Below are 23,389 nucleotides of genomic sequence, written 5' to 3'. Positions count from 1 at the left end.
CCACGGGTTTACACCCGTCAGGATAAATTTTTAGGGAGCAAAATGATGAAAGTTGCACCCTTGCCCGGTGAGGATATGACTTCAATACTGCCGCGGTGTTTTTCAATAATGCCAAATACAATAGAGAGGCCCAGGCCCGTGCCTTCGCCAATACCTTTTGTGGTAAAAAACGGCTCAAATATCCGTTGCCGGGTTTCGTCGCTCATACCCGTGCCCGTGTCTGTAACTTCTATGGATATATGATTTGGGTGATCTTTAGTAGTGATCATTATGCTTTCATCACTGTGTTGCTCTTTTGCCTTAATGGCGTATATACTATTATTGATGAGGTTGATAATTAACTGGTTAATTTTACCCGGATAGCAATTTAATGGTTCAAGCTTATCAAAAATGGGTTTAATTTCAATATAATAAGGAATGGTGCTCCTTAAAATAAGCAGGTTGTTCAGTATCGACTTATTGATGTCCTGGGTTTTTAATACCAGCTCATCAGTACTGCTAAAGGTGCGCAGGCTGCTCACAATATCGGCCGTGCGGTTGGCTCCGTCCTCAATTCCGTTAAGTAAAAGGGTTATTTCATCCTTAACAAGGTCAAGGTTTATTTTTTGTTTATAATCATTAAGGTTATTTAACAATAGCGGCTGGCCCGGGTTGTTTAACACGTCCTCGTACATGCCAAGCAAGGTGAGCAGCTCATCAAAATCAAGCCTTAAGGGAGCAATGTTTGAACTTACAAAATTGATAGGGTTATTAATTTCATGAGCCACCCCGGCGGTAAGCTGACCTAAAGAGGCCATTTTTTCATTATCTATCAATTGTTTCTGAGTAGCCATGAGATGGTCGATAGATATAGACAGGTTCTTATTGGTGATGATTAACTCATTGGTGCGCTCTTTTACCTTGTTCTCCAGTAAAATATTTTGCTCCATGATCAAGCGCTCGTTTTCCTTAGCTACAATGAGACCAAAATTTTGCAGCTCATTTTTCTGCTTTCTGTAAAAGTTGATTTTTTCGGCCAGTGCTGCCGAAAATAAAATCAATTCTAAAACTGAGCTGTAAACCACAATGTTAACGGTTAGGCTATTATAAATAATCAACCCCTTGGTACAGGCCATGGAAATGAGTATGCTTATTGAAAATATGCCCCAGCCCAGCATAAAAAGCTTAGCAGGCTTAAAACCGTTAACATACAGGTAAGTGCCTACAATAAGAAGACTGACCGAAATAATGGATGTGCCTATAGTGATCAGGTTGTAAGCTGTAACAACCATGCCGCATACAACAGCTACCAATAACAGCGCGTAAAATATATACAGCAAAAAATAATATTTATACCAGCGGTTTAAGTTTTGTTTAAGCTGCAAAAATTCACTTACAAAAAGCAGGATGGAAAATCCGAGCAATACCCGCACCACCGGAACCACATAATTATTAAGAATGGTGATATCTTTTGTAAATAGATTGCCACCATAACCACGCTCAAGTACTAACGAAAGGCCCAGGAATATAATATAACCCACATAGTACAGGTAACTGCGGTCGCCTACAATAAAATAGAGCATAAAATTATACAGGGCCATTACAATAAATATCCCCGCAATTACTCCCAGAATGATATTTTCAATATAGCGGCTTTGTAAAAACGCGAAGGCACTGTAAATTTTTACAGGCATTACAGTTGAAGCATTACTTTTAATATGCAGATAGATTTTTGCAGATGCTCCGGGTAAAACAGGACAATTTATAAAGGTGATATTGCGTGCAATAAGACCGTTATGTATATAATCGGGGTTTAGGTGGCGGACATTTGCGCCTGTGCTATCGGTATAATAAAGGTCAAAATCATCAATAATGCTTGCACCGGTACTTACGGTGATTGATGGTTCATTGCTGTTGTTCTTTAAAATGAATTTTATCCAGGTGGTTGATTTTGAATATTTTAAAACAGGCAGCTGTTTATCTATGCTGTGAAAGTTATTGTTGTCAAGAACCTCGTTTATAGTTAACTTACCTTTAGGATCTTCCAGCTCCTTAAAATATTTATTTGTAAGTAAATAGGATTGATTATCATTAATAACAAGTGTATCTGGTTTATAAGCCCAGGCCATTGCGCTTAAGAATAGTAAATACGCAGTTAATAATGTTTTTTGCATGGTAAATTTGTCGTCCTTTACAGGCACAATAATTATAATAAAAATGCACAGTAAATTAAACTTTGCATAAATTTACTTTTGAAACCAATTTGCCCGTTTAATATAAAGCGATTTGCCATGCCTGTAGGAGTGTTGTATGTTGATGATGAGATAAATAACCTAAATAGCTTTAAAGCAGCTTTCAGGCGCGATTTTAATATTTATACAGCAAGCTCAGCTGCCGAGGGCCGTAAAATTCTCGACGGTAATGAAATTGGCGTCATTATTAGTGATCAGCGGATGCCTGTTACCACCGGCATAGAGTTTTTAGAATCAATTTTACATGCATATCCTGATACCATCAGGATACTATTAACTGGTTTTTCAGATATTAATGCCGTTATTGATGCCATTAATCGCGGCCAGGTATACAGATACCTGGTAAAGCCCTGGCAAAACGATGAGCTTAAGATCCATATTCAAAATGCCATTGAAATTTACGATCTGCGAAAACAGAATAAGGAACTCACCTATAAATTAAAAATTGCGAATATGGAGCTTGAAACACTGGCCAAAGCTTTCAGGTAATTATTGCATATAAACTGTAAACCTAACATTTACACATAGTATTGTATATTAGTGTCGTAAAGTAAATCCAATTAAAACTTTTTTTAGCTGTACCATACCTTGCGGTCTATAATTATAACCTGTGTCATATTGTGTTGTCATTTTTGTACATACGCACAGGGAGGATTTTCAAACCTCGGTACTGAATTTTGGACTGCTTATATGGACCATATTGATGGTGCTGCCGGTACAGGAGGGCAACTGGGCGGAAGCCTCATGTATTTATATATAACAGCCGATGCCAGCACCCCGGTAAAGGTTGAAGTAGCTGATGGAAGCTTTTCGCAAAATTACAATGTTACCGCCAGGGACATTTTATCGGTTCCTATCCCGGCAAGCGCTTTTTTAGGTGTACAGGGGCAGTTTTTTAAAGGGATACACATTACATCGCAAAAACCGGTGGCCGTTTACGCTCATATTTTTGCCTTGAATGTTTCGGGCGCTACGCTTTTACTGCCTGTAAACACATTGGGCAAAGATTATATATCAATTAATTATACCCAATTATCCAACTCGGTTGGTACCGGCGACCATGGCGAACCTCTTGGAAAGCCATCATACTCCACTTTTGCGGTTATAGGCACCGAAGATAATACCATGGTTGAAATAACCCCACACCAAACCCTGCTTGACGGCAAAGCGGCAAATGTGCCCTTTACTATAACTTTAAAAAAAGGCGAAGTTTATCAAGGCTTATCGGCATTTGACCTTACGGGAACCCGGATACGTACTAAAAGCAGTGCCAATGGATCCTGTAAAAAGGTGGCTGTTTTTTCGGGCAGCTCAAAAATAGCTATTGGATGTAAAACAATAAACTTTTCGTCAGACAATCTTTTTCAGCAGGTTTACCCAACATCATCCTGGGGGAAAAATTATATTACAGTACCCCTCAAAGGCCGCAACTATGATGTTTTCAGGATCATATTAAGTGATCCTAACACCACCGTAAAACTAAATGGGAACAACATCCCCAACGGGCAGTTTAACGGAGGCCTTTATTATGAATTTAACTCACAGGCGCCAAATATTATTACGGCTGATAAGCCCATACAGGTAGCGCAGTATGCCGTAACGCAATTTAAATCAATTATTTGCGGCGATATATCCAATGATGTTGGCGACCCCGAAATGATATATCTTAACCCGCTTGAGCAAACCCTTGATCATGTTACCTTAAATTCAACCAGTAATTTTAACATTGTTGATAACTATATTAATGTGGTTATTAAAACAAGTTCTAAATCCACATTTGCGCTTGATGGCGTTCCGTATACAAGTTTTACCACCGTGCCCAATGTGCCCGACTACTCATACGCCCAAATTAAAGTTGACGCCGGGGTTCATCATATAAACGCGGCAGAAGGATTTAACGCCATTGCTTATGGCTTTGGCACCACAGAATCATATGGCTACGCCGCGGGCACCAACCTGAAAAACCTTAATGAATTTATAGCTCTACAGGATCCGTTGGCAGATGCTCCACAAGCTAACGGCTGTACCGGTACAACTTATAAGCTGCAGCTTACCCTGCCTTTTATAACAAATGACATAAAATGGGATTTTAAAGATGGCACTACTTTTCATGATGCCAATCCGGTGGTAAAATCAACTATAATAAGGGGTGACCAAACATTATACATTTATGAATTTAATAACAGCAGGTCGTATCCGCCGGGTGACTATAGTGTAGTTGCAACGGTTTTTAATCCGGTGGCCGACGAATGCGGTTCATATGACGATGTGCAGTTTGATTTTAATATAGCCGATCCGCCTGTTGCAAAGTTTAAAGCCGAAAAGACATGTTTTGGTGACGCTACCACATTTAGCGATTTATCAGTTACCAACGGAAGTGAAATAAGAACCTGGTTATGGGATTTTGGCGATGGGGAAACGGCTGTTGTGCAAAATCCCACGCACACCTATGCACAACCCGGCGATTACACGGTGAAGCTGCTTGTTGTAAATCAAAATGACTGCAGCAATGAGTCTGACGTGATGAAGGTGCATATAACTAACAAACCAAAAGCTGATTTTGGCTTTTCGGCATTAAACTGTCCGGGGGAGCCGGTTACATTTACCGATCATTCTGTACCGGTTGACGGCGCAATTACACAATGGCTATGGGATTTTGGCGATGGTACGCCCGTAGTTACCAAAACTGACAATTCGCCTTTTACACATTCATACGCCAGTGCAGGCCTTTATACTGTTAATTTAACCGTGATGAACGTTAACGGCTGTGTAAGTGATGCGGGCACCAAAACAATTACCATACATGATTTGCCGCAAGCTGACTTTTTGTTACCCGATGTTTGTCCGGGTGATGATGCCGTGTTTACCAATAACAGTACTATCGCTGATAATACCGAAGCTGATTTTACCTATAAATGGAATTTTGGCGATCCTGTGAGCGGCGGCCTCAACACATCAACAGAAAAAGACCCTAAGCACAAATATGCTGTGGCCGGCAATTACCAGGTAACATTAATGGTAACATCCAGGTATGGGTGTTCGGTTAGTCAGTCACATACTTTAACTGTAAATGGAGGTAACCCAAAAGCTGATGTGAGATTAGTTAACCCCGATAACCTGTGCGGCAGCGATGATGTATTATTTGAGAACCATTCAACAGTTGATTTTGGCCGGGTTACCCGGCTTGAAATTACTTATGATATAACAGATCCCTCAACATTGAGAATTTATGATTATCCGGCCGACGAGCAAATATTTCATTATACTTATCCCCGGTTTACGGATGGTCCGCATGCTATTAATGTTAGGGTGGTAGCTTATTCGGGTAAAGGTTGTACAGACAGTAAACTTGTTCCCACCTTTATTTTAAAAGCAACCCCGGTTATAACATTTGCGCAGGCACCAGCGCTTTGTCCGGAAAGCGATCCAATACAATTAACGCCGTTATCAATACAAGGGCCCGCGGGTACGGGGATATATTCGGGCACCGGGGTGAGTGCGGCGGGAGTGTTTAACCCGGCCCTGGCGGGTACGGGTACTTTTGAAATCAGCTATACCTACACGGCACAAAACAGCTGCCCTGTTGTGGTAAAGCAGCTTATTTCGGTTTATCCTTCGCCAACAGTATCTGCCGGGGATGACCTTACCATGCTTGAAGGAGGGCAGGTTACGCTTAAAGCAACAGCCGGCCCCGGTGTTACTTATAAGTGGATACCATCAGCAGGGTTGGATCATGATGATATTTTGAACCCAATAGCAAACCCCACAGAAAATACAACGTATAAGCTGATAGTAACATCCGGCGCCAATTGCTCGGCAATGGATGATGTAAATATTACTGTATTGAAAAACTTGGTCATACCCAATACATTTACGCCAAATGGAGATGGCTATAATGACCTGTGGCAGATTAAATACTTGGAAAGTTATCCAAATACTACTATTGACGTGTACAATAGATACGGAGAAAAGCTATATTCGTCCATTGGTTATAGTGTACCATGGGATGGCAGGTATAAAGGTGCTAATGTTCCGGCCGGCACCTATTATTATATTATTAACCCTAAAAACGGGCGCAAAGTTATTTCAGGTAGTGTTACCATTATTAGATAATTAATGAAGAAAATCCTTTTTATTGGTCTTATTGTATGTTCACAATTGGTTAATGCACAACAACGACCACAGTATACCCAGTATATTTTTAACAATTACCTTTTAAACCCGGCCCTTAGTGGTATTGAAAATTATACAGATGTAAAACTTGGGTACCGCAGCCAGTGGACAGGCCTTGAAGGCGCCCCGGTAACAGCCTATTTATCTGTAAATGCACCAATTGGTAAAAATTTTATACAAGGCGATGCTACCGCTTTCCCGGCCAGTGGGGGACTAAACCCGGCGAGCAGATCATATACACAGCAATACCAGGCTTCTGAGCCGCATCATGGTATAGGCTTAACAATAGTATCTGATAAAACAGGGCCAATTACTCAAACAAATATTGATGCAACCTATGCTTATCATTTGGGTTTAACCGAAAAGTTAAACTTGTCAGTTGGGGTATCGGCAGGTTTTAGTCATAATGTACTTAACTTATCACAGATCACCACCGCCGATCCTTCAGACCCGATATTTAACAGCCTGGATAATAACCAATGGAAACCCGACCTGGGTGTTGGTATATGGGCCTATTCTTCTGACTATTTTGTTGGGATATCGGCGCAGCAAATATTACCGCAGAACTTATATATTACCAGTAAAGCAGACGCTTATCAAAATAAAACAGTGCCTCATTATTTTTTAACAGGAGGCTTTAAGCTTTTTTTATCTGATGATCTTACGCTTATACCTTCGGTATTGTTTAAATATATAAAGCCGGTGCCTACAACTTATGATATTAATATGAAAATGGCATTTCAGGATAAGCTTTGGTTTGGCGGCTCATACCGGCACAATGATTCTTTTGCCGCTATGGCTGGTTTCAATCTGAGCTCGTTTGTAAATGTGGGTTACTCTTATGACTTTACAACGTCGGCACTTAATACCGTAAGTAACGGCACGCATGAGATAGTTATAGGTATTTTACTAAACAACCGCTATAAAGTAAGCAGCGGACAGCACTCATTTTAGTGAGTGGTGAGTGGTGAGTGGTGAGTGGTGAGTGGTGAGTGGTGAGTGGTGAGTGGTGAGTGGTGAGTGGTTGGAAAAATTGACAAACAATTTAGTAAAAAATCATAAAGTTCTTTTGATCCGGATCAAGATAAATTTAAAAAACTTACTGTTCACAACTCACCATTCAAAATCTCTATTTTCCAACTCACCGCTTAAAAATTAAAGCTCCCTTCTCAGCCTTGCTACCGGAATGTTCATTTGTTCGCGGTATTTGGCAACGGTGCGGCGGGCTATGTTATAACCGGCATCTTTTAATATATCGGTCAATTTTTCATCAGCCAGGGGATGGCGCTTATCTTCTTTTCCAATATGTTCTTCCAGTATTTTTTTAACCTCCTTGTTTGATACTTCTTCGCCGCTTTCGGTTTGTATCGCTTCGGAGAAGAATGATTTAAGCAGAAAGGTGCCAAACTCGGTTTGTACATACTTTGAATTGGCCACCCGCGATACCGTTGAAATATCCATGTTTATTCTGTCGGCTATGTCCTTAAGTATCATTGGTTTAAGGTTCTTATCATCGCCGGTTAAAAAAAACTCATACTGGTACTGCATAATAGCGTTCATGGTTTTCAACAACGTTTGCTGCCGCTGTTTAATGGCATCAATAAACCATTTGGCCGAGTCGAGCTTTTGTTTTACAAACTGTACCGCCTCTTTTAGTTTTTTATCCTTTTGTGCTGCCTTGTCATAATGCTGAAACATTTCCTGATAAGAGCGGCTTACCCTAAGCTCGGGCGCGTTCTTGGAGTTAAGAGTAAGTATGAGTGTGCCGTCATTATTGGTGATGTGAAAATCAGGAATCACCTGCATCTGTTTGGTGTTCAGCTCGTTTGAGTCGCCGGGCTTTGGGTTTAACTTTAAAATTTCGTTGATCACAGCACGCAGTTCATCAGAGCCCATGTTCAATGATTTTTCAAGTTTGTCATAATGCTTGCGGGTAAACTCATCCAGATATTGTTCAACAACAATAATGGCTTTAGCTATAATAGGGTCATTCGGGTCTTTTTTACGAAGCTGTATCAGCAGGCATTCCTGCAAGCTGCGTGCGCCAACGCCCGCCGGGTCAAAGCCTTGTATCACCTTCAGCATATCCTCCACCTCTTCATCTTCGGCCATTACATTTTGCGAAAATGCAAGGTCATCGGTTAATGACATGATAGGGCGGCGCAAATAACCATCATCATCCAGGCTGCCAATTATTTGCTTCCCTATCCTGAAATCCTTATCACTCAATGGTAACAGGTCAAGTTGCATTTGCAGGCTTTCAAAAAACGAGCTTTGCACAGCAATGGGTATTTCTTTACGTTCGTCTTCATCGTCGCCGTTTTGGTCATAGCGCGATCCATAATCATTTATATTGTCTTCCTGCAGGTAATCTTCAATATTAAACTCATCCATCTCGCCCTTTTCTTCATCACCATTATAGGTATCCTCGTCAGGGTCGCGGTCAGGATATTGTTCTTCAGGTTCATTTAAATTAGTCAGACTCAGATCCTCAAGTGCGGGGTTTTCTTCCAGTTCTTCTTTAATACGGGTATCAAGCGAAACTGTAGGCACCTGCAGCAATTTTATAAATTGTATTTGCTGCGGTGAAAGCTTTTGTAAAAGTTTTTGTTGAAGGTTCTGTTTAAGCATAATTACGATGTGTTCAAAAATACATCAATTACCATTAACTTTAAAATATCTTGTAGGTTTGAACAATGGTTATTAAATACCAGAAAAAATAATTTGTTTGGACAGCTTTAAAATTTATCAGTAGTTTAGATAAACTAAAGACTGTTTAATTCGTTATCTAATCATCTAAAAACTATCATTATGGCAATTATTAAGGAATTTAAGGAGTTCGCCATGCGCGGCAACGTTGTTGACCTTGCAGTGGGTGTAATTATTGGTGCAGCTTTTGGTAAAATAGTTACTTCATTGGTTAATGATGTTATTATGCCGCCCATTGGATATGTAACCGGGGGTATTGATTTTAAAAATCTTAAAGTTTTGATAAAGCCTGCCGACCCTGCCAACAAAGTGGCTGAAGTGGCAATCAACTATGGTAATTTTATCAATACTGTAATAGAATTCCTGATTGTTGCCTTTTGTATTTTTATGGTAGTAAAAGCGATTAACTCGCTCAGAAAACCCGAAGAACCAGCCCCGGCAGAAGAACCTGTACCAACTAAAGAAGAAATATTACTTACCGAGATACGTGATCTGTTAGCTAAGAAAGCTTAATTAAAGATTGTGGGATCATTGGACTGTGAGACTATAGGACAATAGGATGTTTTGGACAACATAACGAATTAACATAAAATACCATTTATTAATTCGCTATCTTAAGTTTCAATATACTATGGTCCTACCATCCAATGGTCCCGAAGTCCAACAATCCCCAAGCCCAATCAATGGGTTAACATGATATAATCGGCCAGGCCTGTAAATTTTGTCCAATCGGGGTTATCTGGGTTGTCATCAGTGTAAGCCGCTATGGTTAATATACGCGCATTAGGCGCATATTTTTTAAGCTGGGCAACGGCGCCAAGTTTTTCTTCGCTGTGGAAACCGCCGTTTAGCTGCAATATTTTAAATCCCGGGTGACTTTTAAGAAATTGCGCAATAGACCAGGCCATGGTAGCATCCCACAAGTTTTGCGATTGGTACATTTGCATACCAGCCATAGCTTCATGGCCGCCCATCGTTTTTACAAACTTATCGTAATAAGCTCCGGTGGCGGTGTCAATGGGCAGGGGAGGCAGGTATGTTTTGGCTTGTGCACTTAATTGCTGCAAACTGGCAAGGCCGCCATGGGTTACCATGCTGGTATAACGCGATGGGGCATTTGCAGCTATTACGGGTAAATGATTCTGTTTAGCAAATTCAACCAATGGCCGGTAGTCATTATAGTTGGGCCAGGCGCGGGCTTCGGTTATCAGATTTTTTTCGCGGATAAGATCACCCAGGTATTCATTTAACACCAGCTGGCAGTCCGTTTGAAACATCTCCATAGAGAGTGCAGTTTGGTGCGGATATTTATTGGCTAAATCCTTAAATATAGCATACTCAAGGTTATGGGCCGTTGAGTCATTGTGTTCTTCGCCAAAAAATAGCACATCCGTTTTGGCGGCGTTATCAACAATATCAGTAATTGTTACCGGTTTTTGTGTGCTGGTACGGTATATTTTATAATGAGTGGTCAGTGTATCCTGCCCTAAAGCAACTGATGATAAGCATGTTAAAAGCAGGATAACTAATAATTTCATATTGTAGTTTTAAAACGCGTAATTTACTTAAGAAACATTGATGTCCAAATAACAAAAATAGTATTTGAAATGTATTAAAATATTACTACATTTGCGCTCTTGTTTTTAAAAACGACGAATAGAATAAAATAGCCATGAAAAGAACGTTTCAGCCTTCTCAAAGAAAAAGAAGAAATAAACACGGATTCCGTGAACGCATGTCAACTGCTAACGGTAGAAGAATATTAGCAGCCAGAAGAGCAAAAGGCAGAAAAAGATTAACAGTTTCTGACGAGGGTCGTCATAAAGCATAAACCAGGTTGCTTGGTCCTTTCACAGGGACATGGACCGTTTATATGCTTTAACTCCCGGTTCAAAAATGGCAACTATGTATACTTTTAAAAAAGAAGAACGGTTATGTAATAAAAGGCTTATTGATAAGCTTTTTCATAACGGCTCTTCTTTTTTGTGTTATCCCTTTAAAGCCTCGTGGTTATATAATACCGAACCACAACCATATCCTGCACAAATTTTATTTTCGGTTTCCAAAAAGCGGTACAAACACGCTGTGGACCGTAATCTGATAAAAAGGTGCATGCGTGAATCATACAGGCTGCACAAGCAGCAAAATTTGTATAATTTGTTACATGCTGCCGATAAAACAATTTTACTATCGGTTGGGTATATAGGCAAAGAAATTGCTCCCTATAGCGTTATTGAAAAAAAGATGCTCAAGTTGCTTGAGCAGCTTGCAGAACAACTGGCAGCAAAAAACAACATCCCGGCCAAGTGATATGAATGCAGTGATCAGGATATTTAAGGCCGTTATTGGAGGCATTTTTATATTGCTGATAAAAATATATCAATATTTTATCTCCCCGCTCACAGGCGCTTCATGCCGGTATACGCCAACATGTTCGCAATATGGCGTTGAAGCCATAAAAAAGCATGGAGCCTTTAAAGGCGGATGGTTAACTTTGAAACGTATTGCCCGCTGCCATCCCTGGGGCGGTCATGGTCATGACCCGGTACCTTGAAACTATGAGTGTTATTTTACAAATTGAAACCGCAACCACCTCCTGCTCAGTAGCAATAGCCATTGATGGCAACACTTTGGCTTTTAAACAGGTAAATGAACGCAACATACACGCGGAAGTAATTACTTTATTTATTGAAGAGCTTATAACCAAAGCCAACCTAACTTATAATGACCTTGACGCTATTGCCGTGAGTTGTGGCCCGGGCTCATATACCGGTTTACGTATAGGAGTATCAACCGCTAAGGGTTTATGCTTTGCTCTTAATAAACCACTTATAGCCGTTGAAACACTTGAAGCTATGGCTACGGGTTTTATAAACGCTGCAAACGTTAAAATTGATGAGGGTACCCTTTTATGCCCGATGATTGACGCCCGGCGCATGGAGGTATATTGTGCGGTGTTTAACGCCAATGGCGAAAAGCTAAGAGCAACCGCGGCCGATATTATAGACGAAAACAGCTTTAGTGAATTGCTGAGCGATAACAAGATGTTGTTTTTTGGCGATGGGGCTGATAAATGCAAAGCTGTTTTAGGTTCAAACCCCAACGCGCATTTTTACCCGGCTTTTGAAAACTCCGCATCCCACCTTACTCAAAAGGCGATGGAGAAGTTCAATAGGAACGAATTTGAGGATGTAGCCTATTTTGAGCCTTACTACCTTAAAGATTTTATAGCCGGAAAAAAAGCGCTGTAAATCAGAATCAGGCATAAATACGCAAAAGCATTATTTGTCGGTCTTAAACAGGCGACCAAACAGACGACCAAAAAAACCCTTTTCGCCCATGGGGATGGTGCTTGCATTCATAGGGTGCTCAATTACATGGCCAAATTTTAAGGAGAATCCCAAATACAAATCTCCCCCGGTATAATTTCCAACATGATTTATCTGGCCATCATCCTGCAAAGCAGCCAATGCCATTCTTCCGGTGTTTGTTAACCTGTCTGTACCTATAAAGAATTCTACATTTGGCGATTTGATCATGAACTGCGTACCCAGGTTAAAAAACTTCATATCGTCATAGCTTGCTGTAACGGTGGCAACCAGATTTTTATACTGGAAATGATTAACCAGTCCCCCGGTAAAGCCAGCAAAAAACAATTCTTTTGAAGCTATAAGCGTGGGGGTGTACTTAAACCTCGAATCGTCGCCAAACCAGTAGCTTTTGGTAGCACTTATTTCGGCACGGCCATTTATAGGGGTAGTGAATGATTGTACAGTGCCGTTGTTTTTTAATATTTTAAGCGTTCTGTTATAAATGGTATCCTCCCGGTGTATGGATGACAGGTCATTTATACGTTCGCTGTTATTAAAATCATATATGGTTGAGCGCTTGCTCCAGTGTATAAATCCAAGATCTTTAACATTTGCCTGTACGGTTATATGATCGTCTGTTTTGTATGATGCACCCAAGCTAATGGCTGCACCGGGATTGCGGAACGTCGGCAAATAATCATGAGCCGTGGTTCGGCCCGGTATATAGCTGTCATAATAGCGTCCCCGTAAGGCTAATACAGCTGTGGGCGCAGTCGGGTCCGTTCGGTCAAAGGTAATATTTGACCCTACAATATCAATTTGCTGATATTGTATACCAAGCAAGCCGCTTAATTTAAAGCCGACTGCAAATTTATCATTAATGCGTTCGCGGTACGAAAACCCTATTTGATTATAAGCCTGGTATCTGTAGTTGTTATTAAATATATCACTGTACGTATTCTTAGGGAAATCTGAAGCCCCGTTTAATAAGGCGAGGGACTCATCAGTAAAAAGACCGCGGCTCTCAACCCTGGTTTGTGCCGAAAAACCGATCTCTACATTGCCGTTCAAACTTGTAAATGCCTTAAACATAATGGAGTATGCGTTAAGGTTTGCGTTAAAATGATTGTATTTGTTCTTTCCTATTTTTAGCTGATCGGTATTGTAAAAAGCCTTACTTGAAAATAGCCTGGTTTTAACGCCCTGCTGCATATCGCCTGTTAAATAAGTATTTACATCAAAGTTAGGTATCAAAAAGTTGAATGCATATTGCCTGCTTGAGTCGGGTATAAATGATCTTTGGGATGGGTTTTCAAAGGAATCAAAAAGGGTACCTGTATTATATTGTGAAAATTGCTGTGCAGAAACTGATAAAGAGAAGAAAATTAAGCAAAGGGCGGTTAAAAATTTATTCATACAATATTTGTCAGTACTAAGTTTTGTATTATTTCAACTATTAAACTTTGATTTTTTAATAAAGGTTTCCAACCCCGCGGCTTATTTTAACGAAATTGAGAATGTATGGTTATGTAATAAACCCATTTAATTTGATTTTGTTATGGCCGCGGTGTCAATATTATTAAGACGCATGCAAAAATTGGTATAAAAATTCTTGTCCGAAGCGGTAAACTGATACGCTGCGCCATAAAAGCTTTTCCATCCCTGGGCGGAGTTTTCAAAAGTATCGTAAAAATGATCTCTCAGATCTCTTTTAAGTATTGGCTGCGAGTTTTTAAAGTTGATAAAAAAAGCCACATTGCTTCTTTCGGCCAGCAGATCATCAAATTGATTGTATTGCTCAATTTTGCTTATGAATTTCCGGTTGATATAGGTGTCAGTATAGCTTATAAGCTCTGATGGTGTGGTGGCCAGTATTAGGTAATTATCAAGTATCATAAAATAAGGCTTCCTGAAAATGCTGAACGCATCGCCCAGTAGGTAAAACGGTAGCTTGCTATAATTAAACTGGCCAATATTATCATTGGTCATGGTGCTGATGTTCATCATTACCGGTAATAGCTTTGAACCATCTTTAACAGAAATAATGGCAAATTTTTCTTGGTAGCGGGTGGTTACTACAGCAAATTCATTACCCAACAAATGCTCAAATTCCGGTTTTATAAAAAGGCCGGTCTCTGCCTTTATTTTGCTTAAAAGCTGGTCTTTTTCATTGCTCAGGCCGGCCTTTATATGCCACTGCGCCAGATCGGCCGAAAATTGGTGCGGGTCAGAAACCGCGAAGTTTAAACTATAAGCCGTGGTAGCCGGAAAAATATCCTTTAAGTGGTTGGCAACGGGTTGCTGGCTGGCAAAAAGGTTTAAGTAACTGGCCGGGTGGTTGTGCTGTATAACAGTAAACCCGTTAAACATTAAAGCATCGTTTTTGTAGTTTAAACTTAAAGCTGCCAGGCCGGGCAGTAGTTTAAAACTCTTAAAAATGTCTGTATTCTGGTTTTTAAATATCTGGTCAAACAGGGGCGACAACTGTTCGTAATTAATATATAAGTTGGCCAGCGAATTGGAGTTTTGCTGCTCAGGCAACGGAATAAAAGCATTCCTGTTCTTATTTTCCCGGTACAGTATGCTTTGGTCTATCAGTTCTTTTGAAAAGCTGCCCGCAAAAATATTATCCTCTTTTTCAATAATGTAAAAGTGTTTATTGATGGCCTTGATCAGAACATCATATTCAATGCCAATGGTGTTCCGTATGGTATTTATAGTCAGGCCCTGGTTTAATTGTTTGCTAAACTGTGTAAAAGCGTCATTTTTGAAATCAGCCGTTGCCGTTGTAGTTATCAGCAGGTTAATATCATTACTGTTTGATGGATGTATCGATATGAAAATGTTTTGTCCGTTAAAAAACTGATCCAGCGAGGGCGATGCAAGCAACAGCTTACGAAGGGTGTCAAGGTCGGCAAGTTTTTCGCGGCCTGTAACGTTGCTTAATAATTGACTGCCTTTAAAAATATCGTAAAACCCTTTTTCATTATTAAACTCAAAAACGGCTACAGCATTGTCTGGAATGGTGCCCATAACCTGACTGGTACGCACCCCGGGCGAGCTTAAATTTTTAAAGTAAACAACGGTAATGGTTACCGTAGCAGCAAGTAAAATTAAGGTAATAACTATCAGTCGTTTCATTGCGGTTTGCTTTACAAAGATAGAATTTTACCCTGCGGCATTAAAGTAATACTTTCAATTGGTTAACTTAGCCTTTTATATCTGTATGAACAAACAAATAATCGTTACGGCGTCGGTACTCGGTATGCTGGCTGTTATAACAGGGGCCTTTGGTGCCCACGGTTTAAAAGCGGTTTTGCCCGCAGATCAGCTTGAGGTGTGGCATACGGCGGTACAATATAATTTTTATCATGTGTTTGCATTGCTGTTCCTGTCAACCATGGCACGGTTTAAAAGCAGATTAATAACCGCGTCCTATTATTTCTTTACAGTAGGCATATTGTTTTTTTCGGGCTCGTTGTACCTGTTGTCATGCCGTAGTATATTGGGATGGAACTGGTTGATAGCCCTGGGGCCCATTACGCCGTTGGGTGGCTTATTGTTCATTATGGGCTGGCTTACGCTGGCAATTGCCGCTTTTCGTAACAGATAGATGAGGCGATAGGGGACTCCCGGAATAAAAGACTTTTGAATAACGGGACAAAAAATAAGAAAACCATTTTAGAGGTTTATCGATAAAAATACTGCATGTTAGAGTTTGCTGAAATTGAACATACCGACCGTAAAACACTTTTTGCAGAAGTGATATTACCACTCGCCATTTCAAAAAATTATACTTACCGTGTACCTTATGATCAAAATGAAGCTATTGCTATAGGCAAAAGGGTAGTGGTACAGTTTGGTAAAAGCAAGCTTTATACTGCCATTGTTAAGGAGATAAGTACCCAGGCGCCTGAAAAATATGAGGCTAAATACATTATTGAGATCCTGGACAATCAGCCTGTAGTAACTCCGCATCAGCTGTATTTTTGGCAATGGCTGGCCGATTATTACATGTGTAATATTGGCGAGGTGATGAACGCCGCCCTGCCCGCCGCCCTGAAACTGGCCAGCGAAACCCGTATTGTGCTCAATAAGGATTATGATATTGACCGCTCGGCTTTGCATGATAAGGAATTTTTAATTGTGGAGGCGCTCGATATTCAGCCCGAGCTTACCGTAAGCGACATTGCCAAGCTGCTGGGCCAAAAAACGGTAATGCCCATACTAAAGCTGATGTTCGAGAAAAACATTATTCATATATCTGAAGAAGTTAGCGAACGCTATAAGCCCCGCAAACGTACTTTTGTTACGCTGAACCCGGTTTACAACAATCCCGAAAATTTAAAAGAGCTTTTTCCGATACTTGAAAAACGTGCTCCAAAACAAGCCGATGCCTTGCTGGCTTATATCAAGCTGGCCCGTCATCAAAAAACGATCACCAAAAATGAGCTGATAGAGGAAAGCGGTGCAGGCGAATCAAGTATCAGATCGCTGATAGAAAAAGATATTCTTTTGGCAGAGGAGAAAAACGTAAGCCGCCTTCATTTTGAAGAAGAATATGAATACGGCAATAATTTTGAACTAAGCGAACAGCAAACTGATGTATTGCAAAATATCAGCGACCAGTTCAGGGATAAAGATGTTACACTGCTGCATGGTGTAACTTCATCGGGCAAAACCCAGATATATATAAGGCTTATTGAAGAAATGATGCGCAAAGACAGGCAGGTGCTTTACCTGCTGCCTGAAATTGCCCTTACCACCCATATTATTGAGCGGCTGCGCATGTACTTTGGCGACGACATTGGTGTTTATCATTCCCGCTTTAATGATAACGAGCGGGTAGAGGTTTGGCAAAAGGTACTGAACAACGATTATAAGGTGATACTGGGTGCGCGGTCGTCTGTTTTTTTGCCATTTAATGATCTGGGCCTTATTGTTGTTGACGAAGAGCATGAAACCTCCTACAAACAGTTTGACCCGGCACCACGTTATAACGCGCGTGACGCGGCCATTTTTCTGGCTAATATGCACGGGGGCAAAGTGTTACTGGGTTCGGCTACGCCATCATTTGAGAGTTATTTTAATGCACGCACAAACAAATATGGCTTTGCCGAATTGACCGAGCGTTACGGAGGTGTGCAGCTGCCTGATGTGCAGGTAGTAAGCATCAGTCATGAAACTAAACAAAAAACCATACAATCGCACTTTACCAGTGTGCTGATGGAGGGGATAGCACAGGCCCTGGCCAATAAGGAGCAAGTGATCCTGTTTCAAAACAGGCGTGGTTATGCCCCGGTGCTCATGTGTAAAATTTGTGCTTACACACCCAAATGCATCAATTGCGACGTAAGTTTAACCTATCATAAAAGCAGCGGCAAATTGCATTGCCATTATTGTGGCTATAAAGAAGATTCGCCATCAATTTGCCCGGCCTGCGGATCAACTCATTTGGAGTATAAAGGCTTTGGTACCGAAAAGATAGAGGACGAGTTAAGTCTGCTGCTGCCCGATGCCCGCATTGCCCGCATGGATCTGGATACCACCCGTGCACGCAACTCGCTGCAAACCATATTGAACAACCTGGAAGAAAAAAAGATAGATATATTGGTAGGTACGCAAATGGTAGCCAAGGGGCTTGATTTTGCTGATGTTACACTCATCGGTATCATTAACGCCGACAGTATGCTTAAGTTTCCTGATTATCGTGCTAATGAACGCAGTTTCCAGATGCTGGCACAGGTAAGCGGCAGGGCAGGCCGAAGGGGTAAACAGGGTACGGTGGTTATACAAACCTATGATCCTAATCACCGGGTTATTAAACAGGTGATAGCCAATGATTACAACGATCTTTATCTTACCGAGATGGAGGAGCGTAAAAGCTTTAAATATCCGCCGTTCTATCGTATTATTAACCTCGATATTAAGCATAAAGACCCCGAAATACTGTACAACCAGGCAATATACCTGGCTACCGAATTGCGTAAACACTTTGGCGAAAGGGTAATTGGGCCCGAAGCACCGCTCATAAGCAGGATCCGTAACTACTATATCAAATCCATAATGCTGAAATTTGAGAAAGACGGTATCTCTATTGTGAAAGCCAAAGCTGTATTACGCGATGTGATTGTACAGTTTCAAACTACCAAGCTGAGCAAAGGAAGCATTATCCAGCCGGATGTTGATCCTTATTAGACACGATTTAAAGATTAGCCAGGATTTTAAGGATTTTATAGATATAATCAATATTGGGAACTTTTATGGCTAAATTTATCGTGTTTAATCTACTTAACCTCCTTATCTGATCATGTTACTCAAATCAAAAGATGATATTAATAAAATAACTCACAAAATTATTGGTTGCGCTATGCAAGTACATAAAACTTTTGGGTGTGGATTTCAGGAAGTTATTTATCAAAGGGCATTATCTATTGAAATGAAGATATCGGAGCTATCTTTTGAGAGGGAGAAAGAAATGTCGATATTTTATCGGGATCAATTAGTGGGTAATAGAAGGGTAGATTTCTTTGTGGAAGGATGTGTAATGTTAGAGTTAAAAGCAGTTGAAACAATTGTCGACCTTCACAAAACCCAAACTATAAACTATTTAGAAGCATATAATTTAGCGGATGGTTTATTAATAAATTTTGGAGGACTTAGTTTAGAATTTAAACGCATGTATAACAAAAAATTGGTCAGTCCCCAGAATCACCCCATCGATAAACATAACTTAAATGAATAATCTTGCAAATCCTTCTTAATCCTTTAATCATAGGCTTAACCCAAATCAATAAATCTTGTAAATCCTCACTAATCGTTAAATCGTGTTAATTTTTTTTCCTGCTAACACATAATGAATTACCTTTCTATACGTTGTTTGCCGGCCTAAATCCTGAAAATCGTGCTAACTTTGCCTTATAATGGCTTACCACTATATTGATAATTACCGCGAAAAAGGCGCCCGGAAACGACTGGTTGATATCCTGATAAAAAAAGGCATTGAAGATAAAGAAGTTTTAAGGGCTATAGGGAAAGTGCCGCGCCATTATTTTTTTGACGAAACCTTCTGGAACCAGGCCTACAGGGATATCGCGTTCCCGATAGGCGAGGGGCAAACCATATCGCAACCGTACACGGTTGCCTATCAAACCCAGTTGCTGCACATCCGTAAAGGTGATAAGGTATTGGAGATCGGCACCGGGTCGGGCTATCAAACCTGTATCCTGATGGAGCTGGGTGCTACCGTTTATACCATTGAGCGGCAGGAAAAGCTTTATGAACGTACCCGGTTTATCCTGCCCGAAAAAATGGGTTATAAGCCCCACTTTTTTTGCGGCGACGGTTCTGTTGGTAAAGCCGACTATGCCCCCTACGATAAAATCATTGTAACCGCAGGTGCGCCTACCGTGCCCGATGTTTTGTTAAAACAGTTAAAGATAGGTGGTATACTGGTGATCCCCGTTGGTGATGAAGAAACCCAGAAAATGGTAACCGTGTTAAAAGTTGGCGAACATGATTATGAAAAGATAGTGCTGGATACCTTCAGGTTTGTACCGCTGGTAGGGGATAAAGCCTGGTAAGGGGCTTACCTTTTCAAAGCCCGGTCCATTTCAACTTTGGTGTCGCGCTCTTTCAGGGTTTCACGTTTATCAAAAGTCTTTTTACCCTGCGCAAGGCCTATCTCTAATTTGGCAAAGCCGCGTTCGCTGATAAACAGTGCGAGTGGTACAATAGTGAGGCCTTTTTCTTCACCTCTTGTAAGCAGTTTCTTTAGTTCCTTTTTATTAAGCAAGAGCACGCGGTCGCGCTTGGCCTCATGGTTATAAAATGAACCATAGGAATATTCTGATATATGCAGGTTGCGCACATAAAGCTGGTTATTGATAAAAGTGCAGAATGCATCATTGATGTTGGCCTTCCCCTCACGTATAGACTTGATCTCGGTGCCCAGCAATTTAATACCGGCCACATATTTATCAAGTATGTGATATTCAAAATAAGCCTTTTTGTTTTTTATATATATATTATCCTGAGACATTTCTTCTGTTCCTTTAAACGCAAACTTAGTAAAATTTTAACCTCCTGTTGTCACGATAGTTTTAAAAACAGTGGGCTCTGAAGTAGAGGTGACATGCCTGACGCCTGTGGAGTGTTGTCATCCTGAGCGATAGCGAAGGATCTTCTTCACCCAAACGCGGGCTACCATAAGTGGACGGGCCTGTCACCCTGAGCTTGTCGAAGGGCGTACGTAGAGGCCTTTCCCCGCTATCCTTCGACAGGCTCAGGATGACAGCCCTTTTTTTGTGTCATTCCACTTTAAAGTCCTTGGATTTTAAAACTGAGTATTGCAAACGATTTATTATTGTGGTTTTACTACCAGTACAGGGATATTAACCCTGTGCCTTACAGTATTCACTGTAGTACCGAAGATGAGGTCCTTAAGCGCTTTATGCCCGTGCGATCCCATAACCAAAAAGTCAATATTTTCTTCGTTCACAATTTTAGCTATTGATCTGGCCGGGCTGCCATAGCCAATTTGAGCCTGTGCCTTGTAGCCCAGTTTTTCAAGGGCGGTAACGTATTTGTTCAAATTGTCAACATCGCTCTGTGTTTCGTTATCCATAACCTGCTTACCATAATATCGTGCGCCGGCAGTTTCTACCACGTGTATCAGGGTATAATTGGCGCGTTTGCCACCCTGCATAATGGCGTGGCGAAGGCAGTCGTTATCATTTTTGGAGAAATCAATAGTTACCGCGATATGTTTATAGATAATGGCATCAAGCTCTGTAATAGCGCTTGCAATACCGTGGGGTACATAGGCAGGCCGGTCTTTATGTTTGTACAACATCGGCCTCAAAAATACGTATAAAAGCAATAAGGCGATGCCAATTACCACAGGCACCACAATAGTGTATATCCAAAAAGCCGATGCGGGGTATTCTTTTATCCAGTCAAGTATTTGCTCAAATACCAGTTTTGCATTTAAAGCCACAATGACCATAGCGCTGCCCCAGGCCAGTACTTTAACCGGAAAGCCAATGGAAAAATTACCCATGCGCTTTTTATCAGAAGTAAAATGAATGAGCGGGATAACGGCGAAACCCAGCTGCAGGCTTAACACCACCTGGCTAAGGATGATCAGGCTGCCTAAGGCGTTTTCGCCAAAATAAATAATTGTAAAAACGGCAGGAACAATTGCCAGCACACGGGTAAGCAAACGGCGCAGCCAGGGCTCAATACGCAGGTTAATATGCCCTTCCATAATGATTTGGCCGGCCAGGGTGCCAGTTATGGTTGAGCTTTGGCCCGATGCGATCAGCGCGATGGCAAAAAGAGCGGGCGCTATCCTACCAAAAATATGTTCCAGTAATTTATAAGCGTCTTGTATTTCGGCAACCTGAAAATAACCGTTCTTAAAAAAGGCGGTAGCAGCCAGGATCAGTATAGCGGCATTTACCAAAAAAGCAAGGTTAAGGGCAATAACCGTATCAAATAAATTAAACTTGATGGCCGATCTGATGCCTTCGTCTGTACGGGTGATCTGCCTGGTTTGTACCAATGACGAATGCAGGTAAAGATTATGCGGCATTACCGTAGCCCCGATAATACCAATGGCAATATACAAGGCTTCGCCGGTTAAATTATCCGGGGCAAATCCTTTGGCAATCTCTATTACATTGGGCTGTACAATAAACATCTCAATTAAAAAGGATAACCCTACAATAAATATCATGGCTATAATAAAAGCCTCCAGCTTGCGCATACCCTTGTTCATGAGGTAAAGCATCAGCACGGTATCAGTTATGGTAAGTGAAACGCCCCATATTAACGGCAGGTTAAACAATAGCTTAAGGCCTATAGCCATCCCGATGATCTCGGCCAGATCACAAGCTATGATGGCTATTTGCGCCAATATATACAGCCAGAAGTTTACAAAACGCGGGTACGCGTTTTTTGATGCCTGTGCCAGATCGAGCCCGCGCACAATACCCAGGCGTGCGCTTAATGATTGCAGGAGCAAAGCTATCAGGTTTGAGGCAAACAATACCCATATCAGCTTATATCCAAAAGCGCTGCCGCCTGCAATATCGGTAGCCCAGTTGCCGGGGTCCATATAGCCAACGCTTACCAGGTAGGCGGGCCCCAGGAAGGCCATTATTTTGCGCCAGCCCATTTTGTTTTCGGTAATAACCGAACTATGTACATTGCCTAATGATTGGTTATGGTTGTTGCTCATAGGGGTATCAGTAAGTTATTTGCCACTTCGCGGCTAATGTGTATTTCTTTTTTGTTTTCCATTTGTAAAACCACAGAATGATCAAACGCTATGATTTCCGTTACGGTAAATTTTATGCCGATAGTCAGGCCTTGTTTTTCGAGGTATTGTAAAAACGAGGTTGTATGGTCGCGAACTCCTGATATTACACCACTTTCATTAATGGCAAGTGCCGAAATGGGTTTAAGTTTGGGCGTGTTAAAAAGCCCGTTACAATCAGGTATGGGTTCACCGTGCGGATCGTGCTGCGGATAATCCATGAATTTATCCAACCGGTTAATTAGCTCTGCCGAGGAGATGTGTTCCATTTCTTCGGCCATGTCATGCACCTGGTCCCATTTAAAGTTTAACTTTTCTACCAAAAAATACTCCCATAAACGATGTTTACGGATAATATTGACAGCAATTTTTTCGCCGGATGGGGTAAGGCTTACGCCCTGGTAACGGGTATAATTGATCAACGCCTTATCGGCAAGCTTTTTTAGCATATCAGTCACCGACGAAGCTTTGGTATTTAACGATGCGGCAATTTGATTGGTGCTGACATTTGCTACACCCATCGACAGATGATAGATTGATTTTAAATAGTTTTCCTCGGCTAACGTATTCATTTATACAAATCTAATAAAAAATTTAGACTAATCTAAAAATTACAACCGCGGGAAATATATTTTTGTTGAATT

Annotated in this window: 20 protein-coding genes; 12 read left to right on the top strand and 8 right to left on the bottom strand. The window is 41.0% G+C overall.

The window, feature by feature from the left end:
• Positions 1-17 precede the first annotated feature (17 nt).
• Positions 18-2,153: a sensor histidine kinase gene (locus tag J2W55_RS21030; RefSeq protein ID WP_310100523.1), complete on the bottom strand. Its 2,136-nt coding sequence runs from the start codon at positions 2,151-2,153 to the stop codon at positions 18-20.
• A gap of 117 nt (positions 2,154-2,270) precedes the next feature.
• On the opposite strand from J2W55_RS21030, the gene J2W55_RS21025 reads away from it, so the two are divergent.
• From J2W55_RS21025 to J2W55_RS21015, 3 genes are all read left to right on the top strand, one after another.
• Positions 2,271-2,720 carry a response regulator gene (locus J2W55_RS21025; RefSeq protein ID WP_310100518.1) on the top strand — a complete coding sequence of 150 codons (450 nt, stop codon included), beginning with the start codon at positions 2,271-2,273 and terminating at the stop codon, positions 2,718-2,720.
• Between the two features lie 201 nt (positions 2,721-2,921).
• Entirely contained in the window at positions 2,922-6,344 is a 3,423-nt protein-coding gene (locus tag J2W55_RS21020; protein ID WP_310100516.1) for a gliding motility-associated C-terminal domain-containing protein, read from the top strand.
• A gap of 3 nt (positions 6,345-6,347) precedes the next feature.
• Positions 6,348-7,358: a PorP/SprF family type IX secretion system membrane protein gene (locus J2W55_RS21015; protein WP_310100514.1), complete on the top strand. Its 1,011-nt coding sequence runs from the start codon at positions 6,348-6,350 to the stop codon at positions 7,356-7,358.
• 201 nt (positions 7,359-7,559) lie between these two features.
• Here the strand turns inward: J2W55_RS21015 and rpoN are convergent, their stop codons facing one another.
• On the bottom strand, positions 7,560-9,035 hold the full coding sequence (gene rpoN, locus J2W55_RS21010; RefSeq protein ID WP_310100511.1) for an RNA polymerase factor sigma-54: 1,476 nt from the start codon (positions 9,033-9,035) through the stop codon (positions 7,560-7,562).
• Positions 9,036-9,215: 180 nt separating this feature from the next.
• Here rpoN and mscL point away from each other — a divergent pair, with 180 nt between their 5' ends.
• Positions 9,216-9,626: a large-conductance mechanosensitive channel protein MscL gene (gene mscL / locus J2W55_RS21005; protein ID WP_310100508.1), complete on the top strand. Its 411-nt coding sequence runs from the start codon at positions 9,216-9,218 to the stop codon at positions 9,624-9,626.
• 167 nt (positions 9,627-9,793) lie between these two features.
• Here the strand turns inward: mscL and J2W55_RS21000 are convergent, their stop codons facing one another.
• Complete coding sequence (locus J2W55_RS21000) at positions 9,794-10,651, bottom strand: ChaN family lipoprotein (RefSeq protein ID WP_310100505.1); 858 nt, start codon at positions 10,649-10,651, stop codon at positions 9,794-9,796.
• Positions 10,652-10,785: 134 nt separating this feature from the next.
• Between J2W55_RS21000 and rpmH the strand changes: the two genes are divergently transcribed.
• Genes rpmH through tsaB form a run of 4 tightly spaced genes read left to right on the top strand, consistent with a single transcriptional unit; the run spans position 10,786 to position 12,364 of the window.
• Positions 10,786-10,944, top strand: coding sequence for a 50S ribosomal protein L34 (gene rpmH, locus J2W55_RS20995; RefSeq protein WP_110583460.1), 159 nt, complete (start codon positions 10,786-10,788; stop codon positions 10,942-10,944).
• A gap of 29 nt (positions 10,945-10,973) precedes the next feature.
• A complete protein-coding gene (gene rnpA / locus J2W55_RS20990; protein ID WP_310100500.1) occupies positions 10,974-11,423 on the top strand; it encodes a ribonuclease P protein component in 450 nt (149 codons plus the stop codon).
• A gap of 1 nt (position 11,424) precedes the next feature.
• Positions 11,425-11,667 carry a membrane protein insertion efficiency factor YidD gene (gene yidD, locus J2W55_RS20985; protein ID WP_310100499.1) on the top strand — a complete coding sequence of 81 codons (243 nt, stop codon included), beginning with the start codon at positions 11,425-11,427 and terminating at the stop codon, positions 11,665-11,667.
• 4 nt (positions 11,668-11,671) lie between these two features.
• Positions 11,672-12,364: a tRNA (adenosine(37)-N6)-threonylcarbamoyltransferase complex dimerization subunit type 1 TsaB gene (tsaB, locus tag J2W55_RS20980; RefSeq protein ID WP_310100496.1), complete on the top strand. Its 693-nt coding sequence runs from the start codon at positions 11,672-11,674 to the stop codon at positions 12,362-12,364.
• Between the two features lie 30 nt (positions 12,365-12,394).
• Here tsaB and J2W55_RS20975 read toward each other — a convergent pair whose 3' ends face one another.
• Together J2W55_RS20975 and J2W55_RS20970 are read right to left on the bottom strand one after the other, a co-directional pair.
• Complete coding sequence (locus tag J2W55_RS20975; protein ID WP_310100493.1) at positions 12,395-13,840, bottom strand: DUF5723 family protein; 1,446 nt, start codon at positions 13,838-13,840, stop codon at positions 12,395-12,397.
• A 126-nt stretch (positions 13,841-13,966) separates the two neighbouring features.
• Complete coding sequence (locus J2W55_RS20970; protein WP_310100490.1) at positions 13,967-15,565, bottom strand: type 1 periplasmic-binding domain-containing protein; 1,599 nt, start codon at positions 15,563-15,565, stop codon at positions 13,967-13,969.
• Between the two features lie 85 nt (positions 15,566-15,650).
• Here J2W55_RS20970 and J2W55_RS20965 point away from each other — a divergent pair, with 85 nt between their 5' ends.
• The 4 genes from J2W55_RS20965 to J2W55_RS20950 all read left to right on the top strand — a co-directional run bounded on the left by J2W55_RS20965 (position 15,651) and on the right by J2W55_RS20950 (position 20,007).
• On the top strand, positions 15,651-16,037 hold the full coding sequence (locus J2W55_RS20965) for a DUF423 domain-containing protein (protein WP_310100488.1): 387 nt from the start codon (positions 15,651-15,653) through the stop codon (positions 16,035-16,037).
• A gap of 95 nt (positions 16,038-16,132) precedes the next feature.
• On the top strand, positions 16,133-18,622 hold the full coding sequence (gene priA, locus J2W55_RS20960; RefSeq protein WP_310100485.1) for a replication restart helicase PriA: 2,490 nt from the start codon (positions 16,133-16,135) through the stop codon (positions 18,620-18,622).
• A gap of 112 nt (positions 18,623-18,734) precedes the next feature.
• Complete coding sequence (locus J2W55_RS20955; RefSeq protein WP_310100482.1) at positions 18,735-19,169, top strand: GxxExxY protein; 435 nt, start codon at positions 18,735-18,737, stop codon at positions 19,167-19,169.
• 178 nt (positions 19,170-19,347) lie between these two features.
• Entirely contained in the window at positions 19,348-20,007 is a 660-nt protein-coding gene (locus J2W55_RS20950; protein ID WP_310100479.1) for a protein-L-isoaspartate(D-aspartate) O-methyltransferase, read from the top strand.
• A gap of 5 nt (positions 20,008-20,012) precedes the next feature.
• Here J2W55_RS20950 and smpB read toward each other — a convergent pair whose 3' ends face one another.
• From smpB to J2W55_RS20935, 3 genes are all read right to left on the bottom strand, one after another.
• Positions 20,013-20,465, bottom strand: a complete 453-nt coding sequence (gene smpB, locus J2W55_RS20945) for an SsrA-binding protein SmpB (RefSeq protein ID WP_310100476.1) — start codon at positions 20,463-20,465, stop codon at positions 20,013-20,015.
• Between the two features lie 321 nt (positions 20,466-20,786).
• Positions 20,787-22,667 (bottom strand): Nramp family divalent metal transporter, encoded by a 1,881-nt coding sequence (locus tag J2W55_RS20940; RefSeq protein WP_310100473.1) that lies wholly within the window; start codon positions 22,665-22,667, stop codon positions 20,787-20,789.
• The gene (locus J2W55_RS20935; RefSeq protein WP_310100471.1) at positions 22,664-23,317 is read right to left on the bottom strand and encodes a metal-dependent transcriptional regulator; all 654 of its coding nucleotides are present in this window, start codon (positions 23,315-23,317) and stop codon (positions 22,664-22,666) included. The genes J2W55_RS20940 and J2W55_RS20935 overlap by 4 nt, the downstream gene beginning before the upstream one ends.
• Positions 23,318-23,389 lie beyond the last annotated feature (72 nt).

Source organism: Mucilaginibacter pocheonensis (genome assembly GCF_031456535.1).
Lineage (GTDB): Bacteria > Bacteroidota > Bacteroidia > Sphingobacteriales > Sphingobacteriaceae > Mucilaginibacter > Mucilaginibacter pocheonensis.
The sequence above is the reverse complement of the archived record's forward strand: the minus strand, read 5'-3'. Positions and strand labels throughout refer to the sequence as shown.

Excerpts from the sequence above, each read along its gene's own strand:
- smpB (WP_310100476.1), bottom strand. The coding sequence starts at position 20,465 with ATGTCTCAGGATAATATATATATAAAAAACAAAAAGGCTTATTTTGAA.
- J2W55_RS21015 (WP_310100514.1), top strand. The coding sequence starts at position 6,348 with ATGAAGAAAATCCTTTTTATTGGTCTTATTGTATGTTCACAATTGGTT.
- mscL (WP_310100508.1), top strand. The coding sequence starts at position 9,216 with ATGGCAATTATTAAGGAATTTAAGGAGTTCGCCATGCGCGGCAACGTT.
- rnpA (WP_310100500.1), top strand. The coding sequence starts at position 10,974 with ATGGACCGTTTATATGCTTTAACTCCCGGTTCAAAAATGGCAACTATG.
- priA (WP_310100485.1), top strand. The coding sequence starts at position 16,133 with ATGTTAGAGTTTGCTGAAATTGAACATACCGACCGTAAAACACTTTTT.
- J2W55_RS21020 (WP_310100516.1), top strand. The coding sequence starts at position 2,922 with ATGGACCATATTGATGGTGCTGCCGGTACAGGAGGGCAACTGGGCGGA.
- J2W55_RS20940 (WP_310100473.1), bottom strand. The coding sequence starts at position 22,667 with ATGAGCAACAACCATAACCAATCATTAGGCAATGTACATAGTTCGGTT.
- rpoN (WP_310100511.1), bottom strand. The coding sequence starts at position 9,035 with ATGCTTAAACAGAACCTTCAACAAAAACTTTTACAAAAGCTTTCACCG.
- J2W55_RS21030 (WP_310100523.1), bottom strand. The coding sequence starts at position 2,153 with ATGCAAAAAACATTATTAACTGCGTATTTACTATTCTTAAGCGCAATG.
- J2W55_RS20955 (WP_310100482.1), top strand. The coding sequence starts at position 18,735 with ATGTTACTCAAATCAAAAGATGATATTAATAAAATAACTCACAAAATT.
- J2W55_RS20975 (WP_310100493.1), bottom strand. The coding sequence starts at position 13,840 with ATGAATAAATTTTTAACCGCCCTTTGCTTAATTTTCTTCTCTTTATCA.
- rpmH (WP_110583460.1), top strand. The coding sequence starts at position 10,786 with ATGAAAAGAACGTTTCAGCCTTCTCAAAGAAAAAGAAGAAATAAACAC.
- tsaB (WP_310100496.1), top strand. The coding sequence starts at position 11,672 with ATGAGTGTTATTTTACAAATTGAAACCGCAACCACCTCCTGCTCAGTA.
- J2W55_RS20965 (WP_310100488.1), top strand. The coding sequence starts at position 15,651 with ATGAACAAACAAATAATCGTTACGGCGTCGGTACTCGGTATGCTGGCT.
- J2W55_RS21000 (WP_310100505.1), bottom strand. The coding sequence starts at position 10,651 with ATGAAATTATTAGTTATCCTGCTTTTAACATGCTTATCATCAGTTGCT.
- J2W55_RS21025 (WP_310100518.1), top strand. The coding sequence starts at position 2,271 with ATGCCTGTAGGAGTGTTGTATGTTGATGATGAGATAAATAACCTAAAT.
- J2W55_RS20950 (WP_310100479.1), top strand. The coding sequence starts at position 19,348 with ATGGCTTACCACTATATTGATAATTACCGCGAAAAAGGCGCCCGGAAA.
- J2W55_RS20970 (WP_310100490.1), bottom strand. The coding sequence starts at position 15,565 with ATGAAACGACTGATAGTTATTACCTTAATTTTACTTGCTGCTACGGTA.
- J2W55_RS20935 (WP_310100471.1), bottom strand. The coding sequence starts at position 23,317 with ATGAATACGTTAGCCGAGGAAAACTATTTAAAATCAATCTATCATCTG.
- yidD (WP_310100499.1), top strand. The coding sequence starts at position 11,425 with ATGAATGCAGTGATCAGGATATTTAAGGCCGTTATTGGAGGCATTTTT.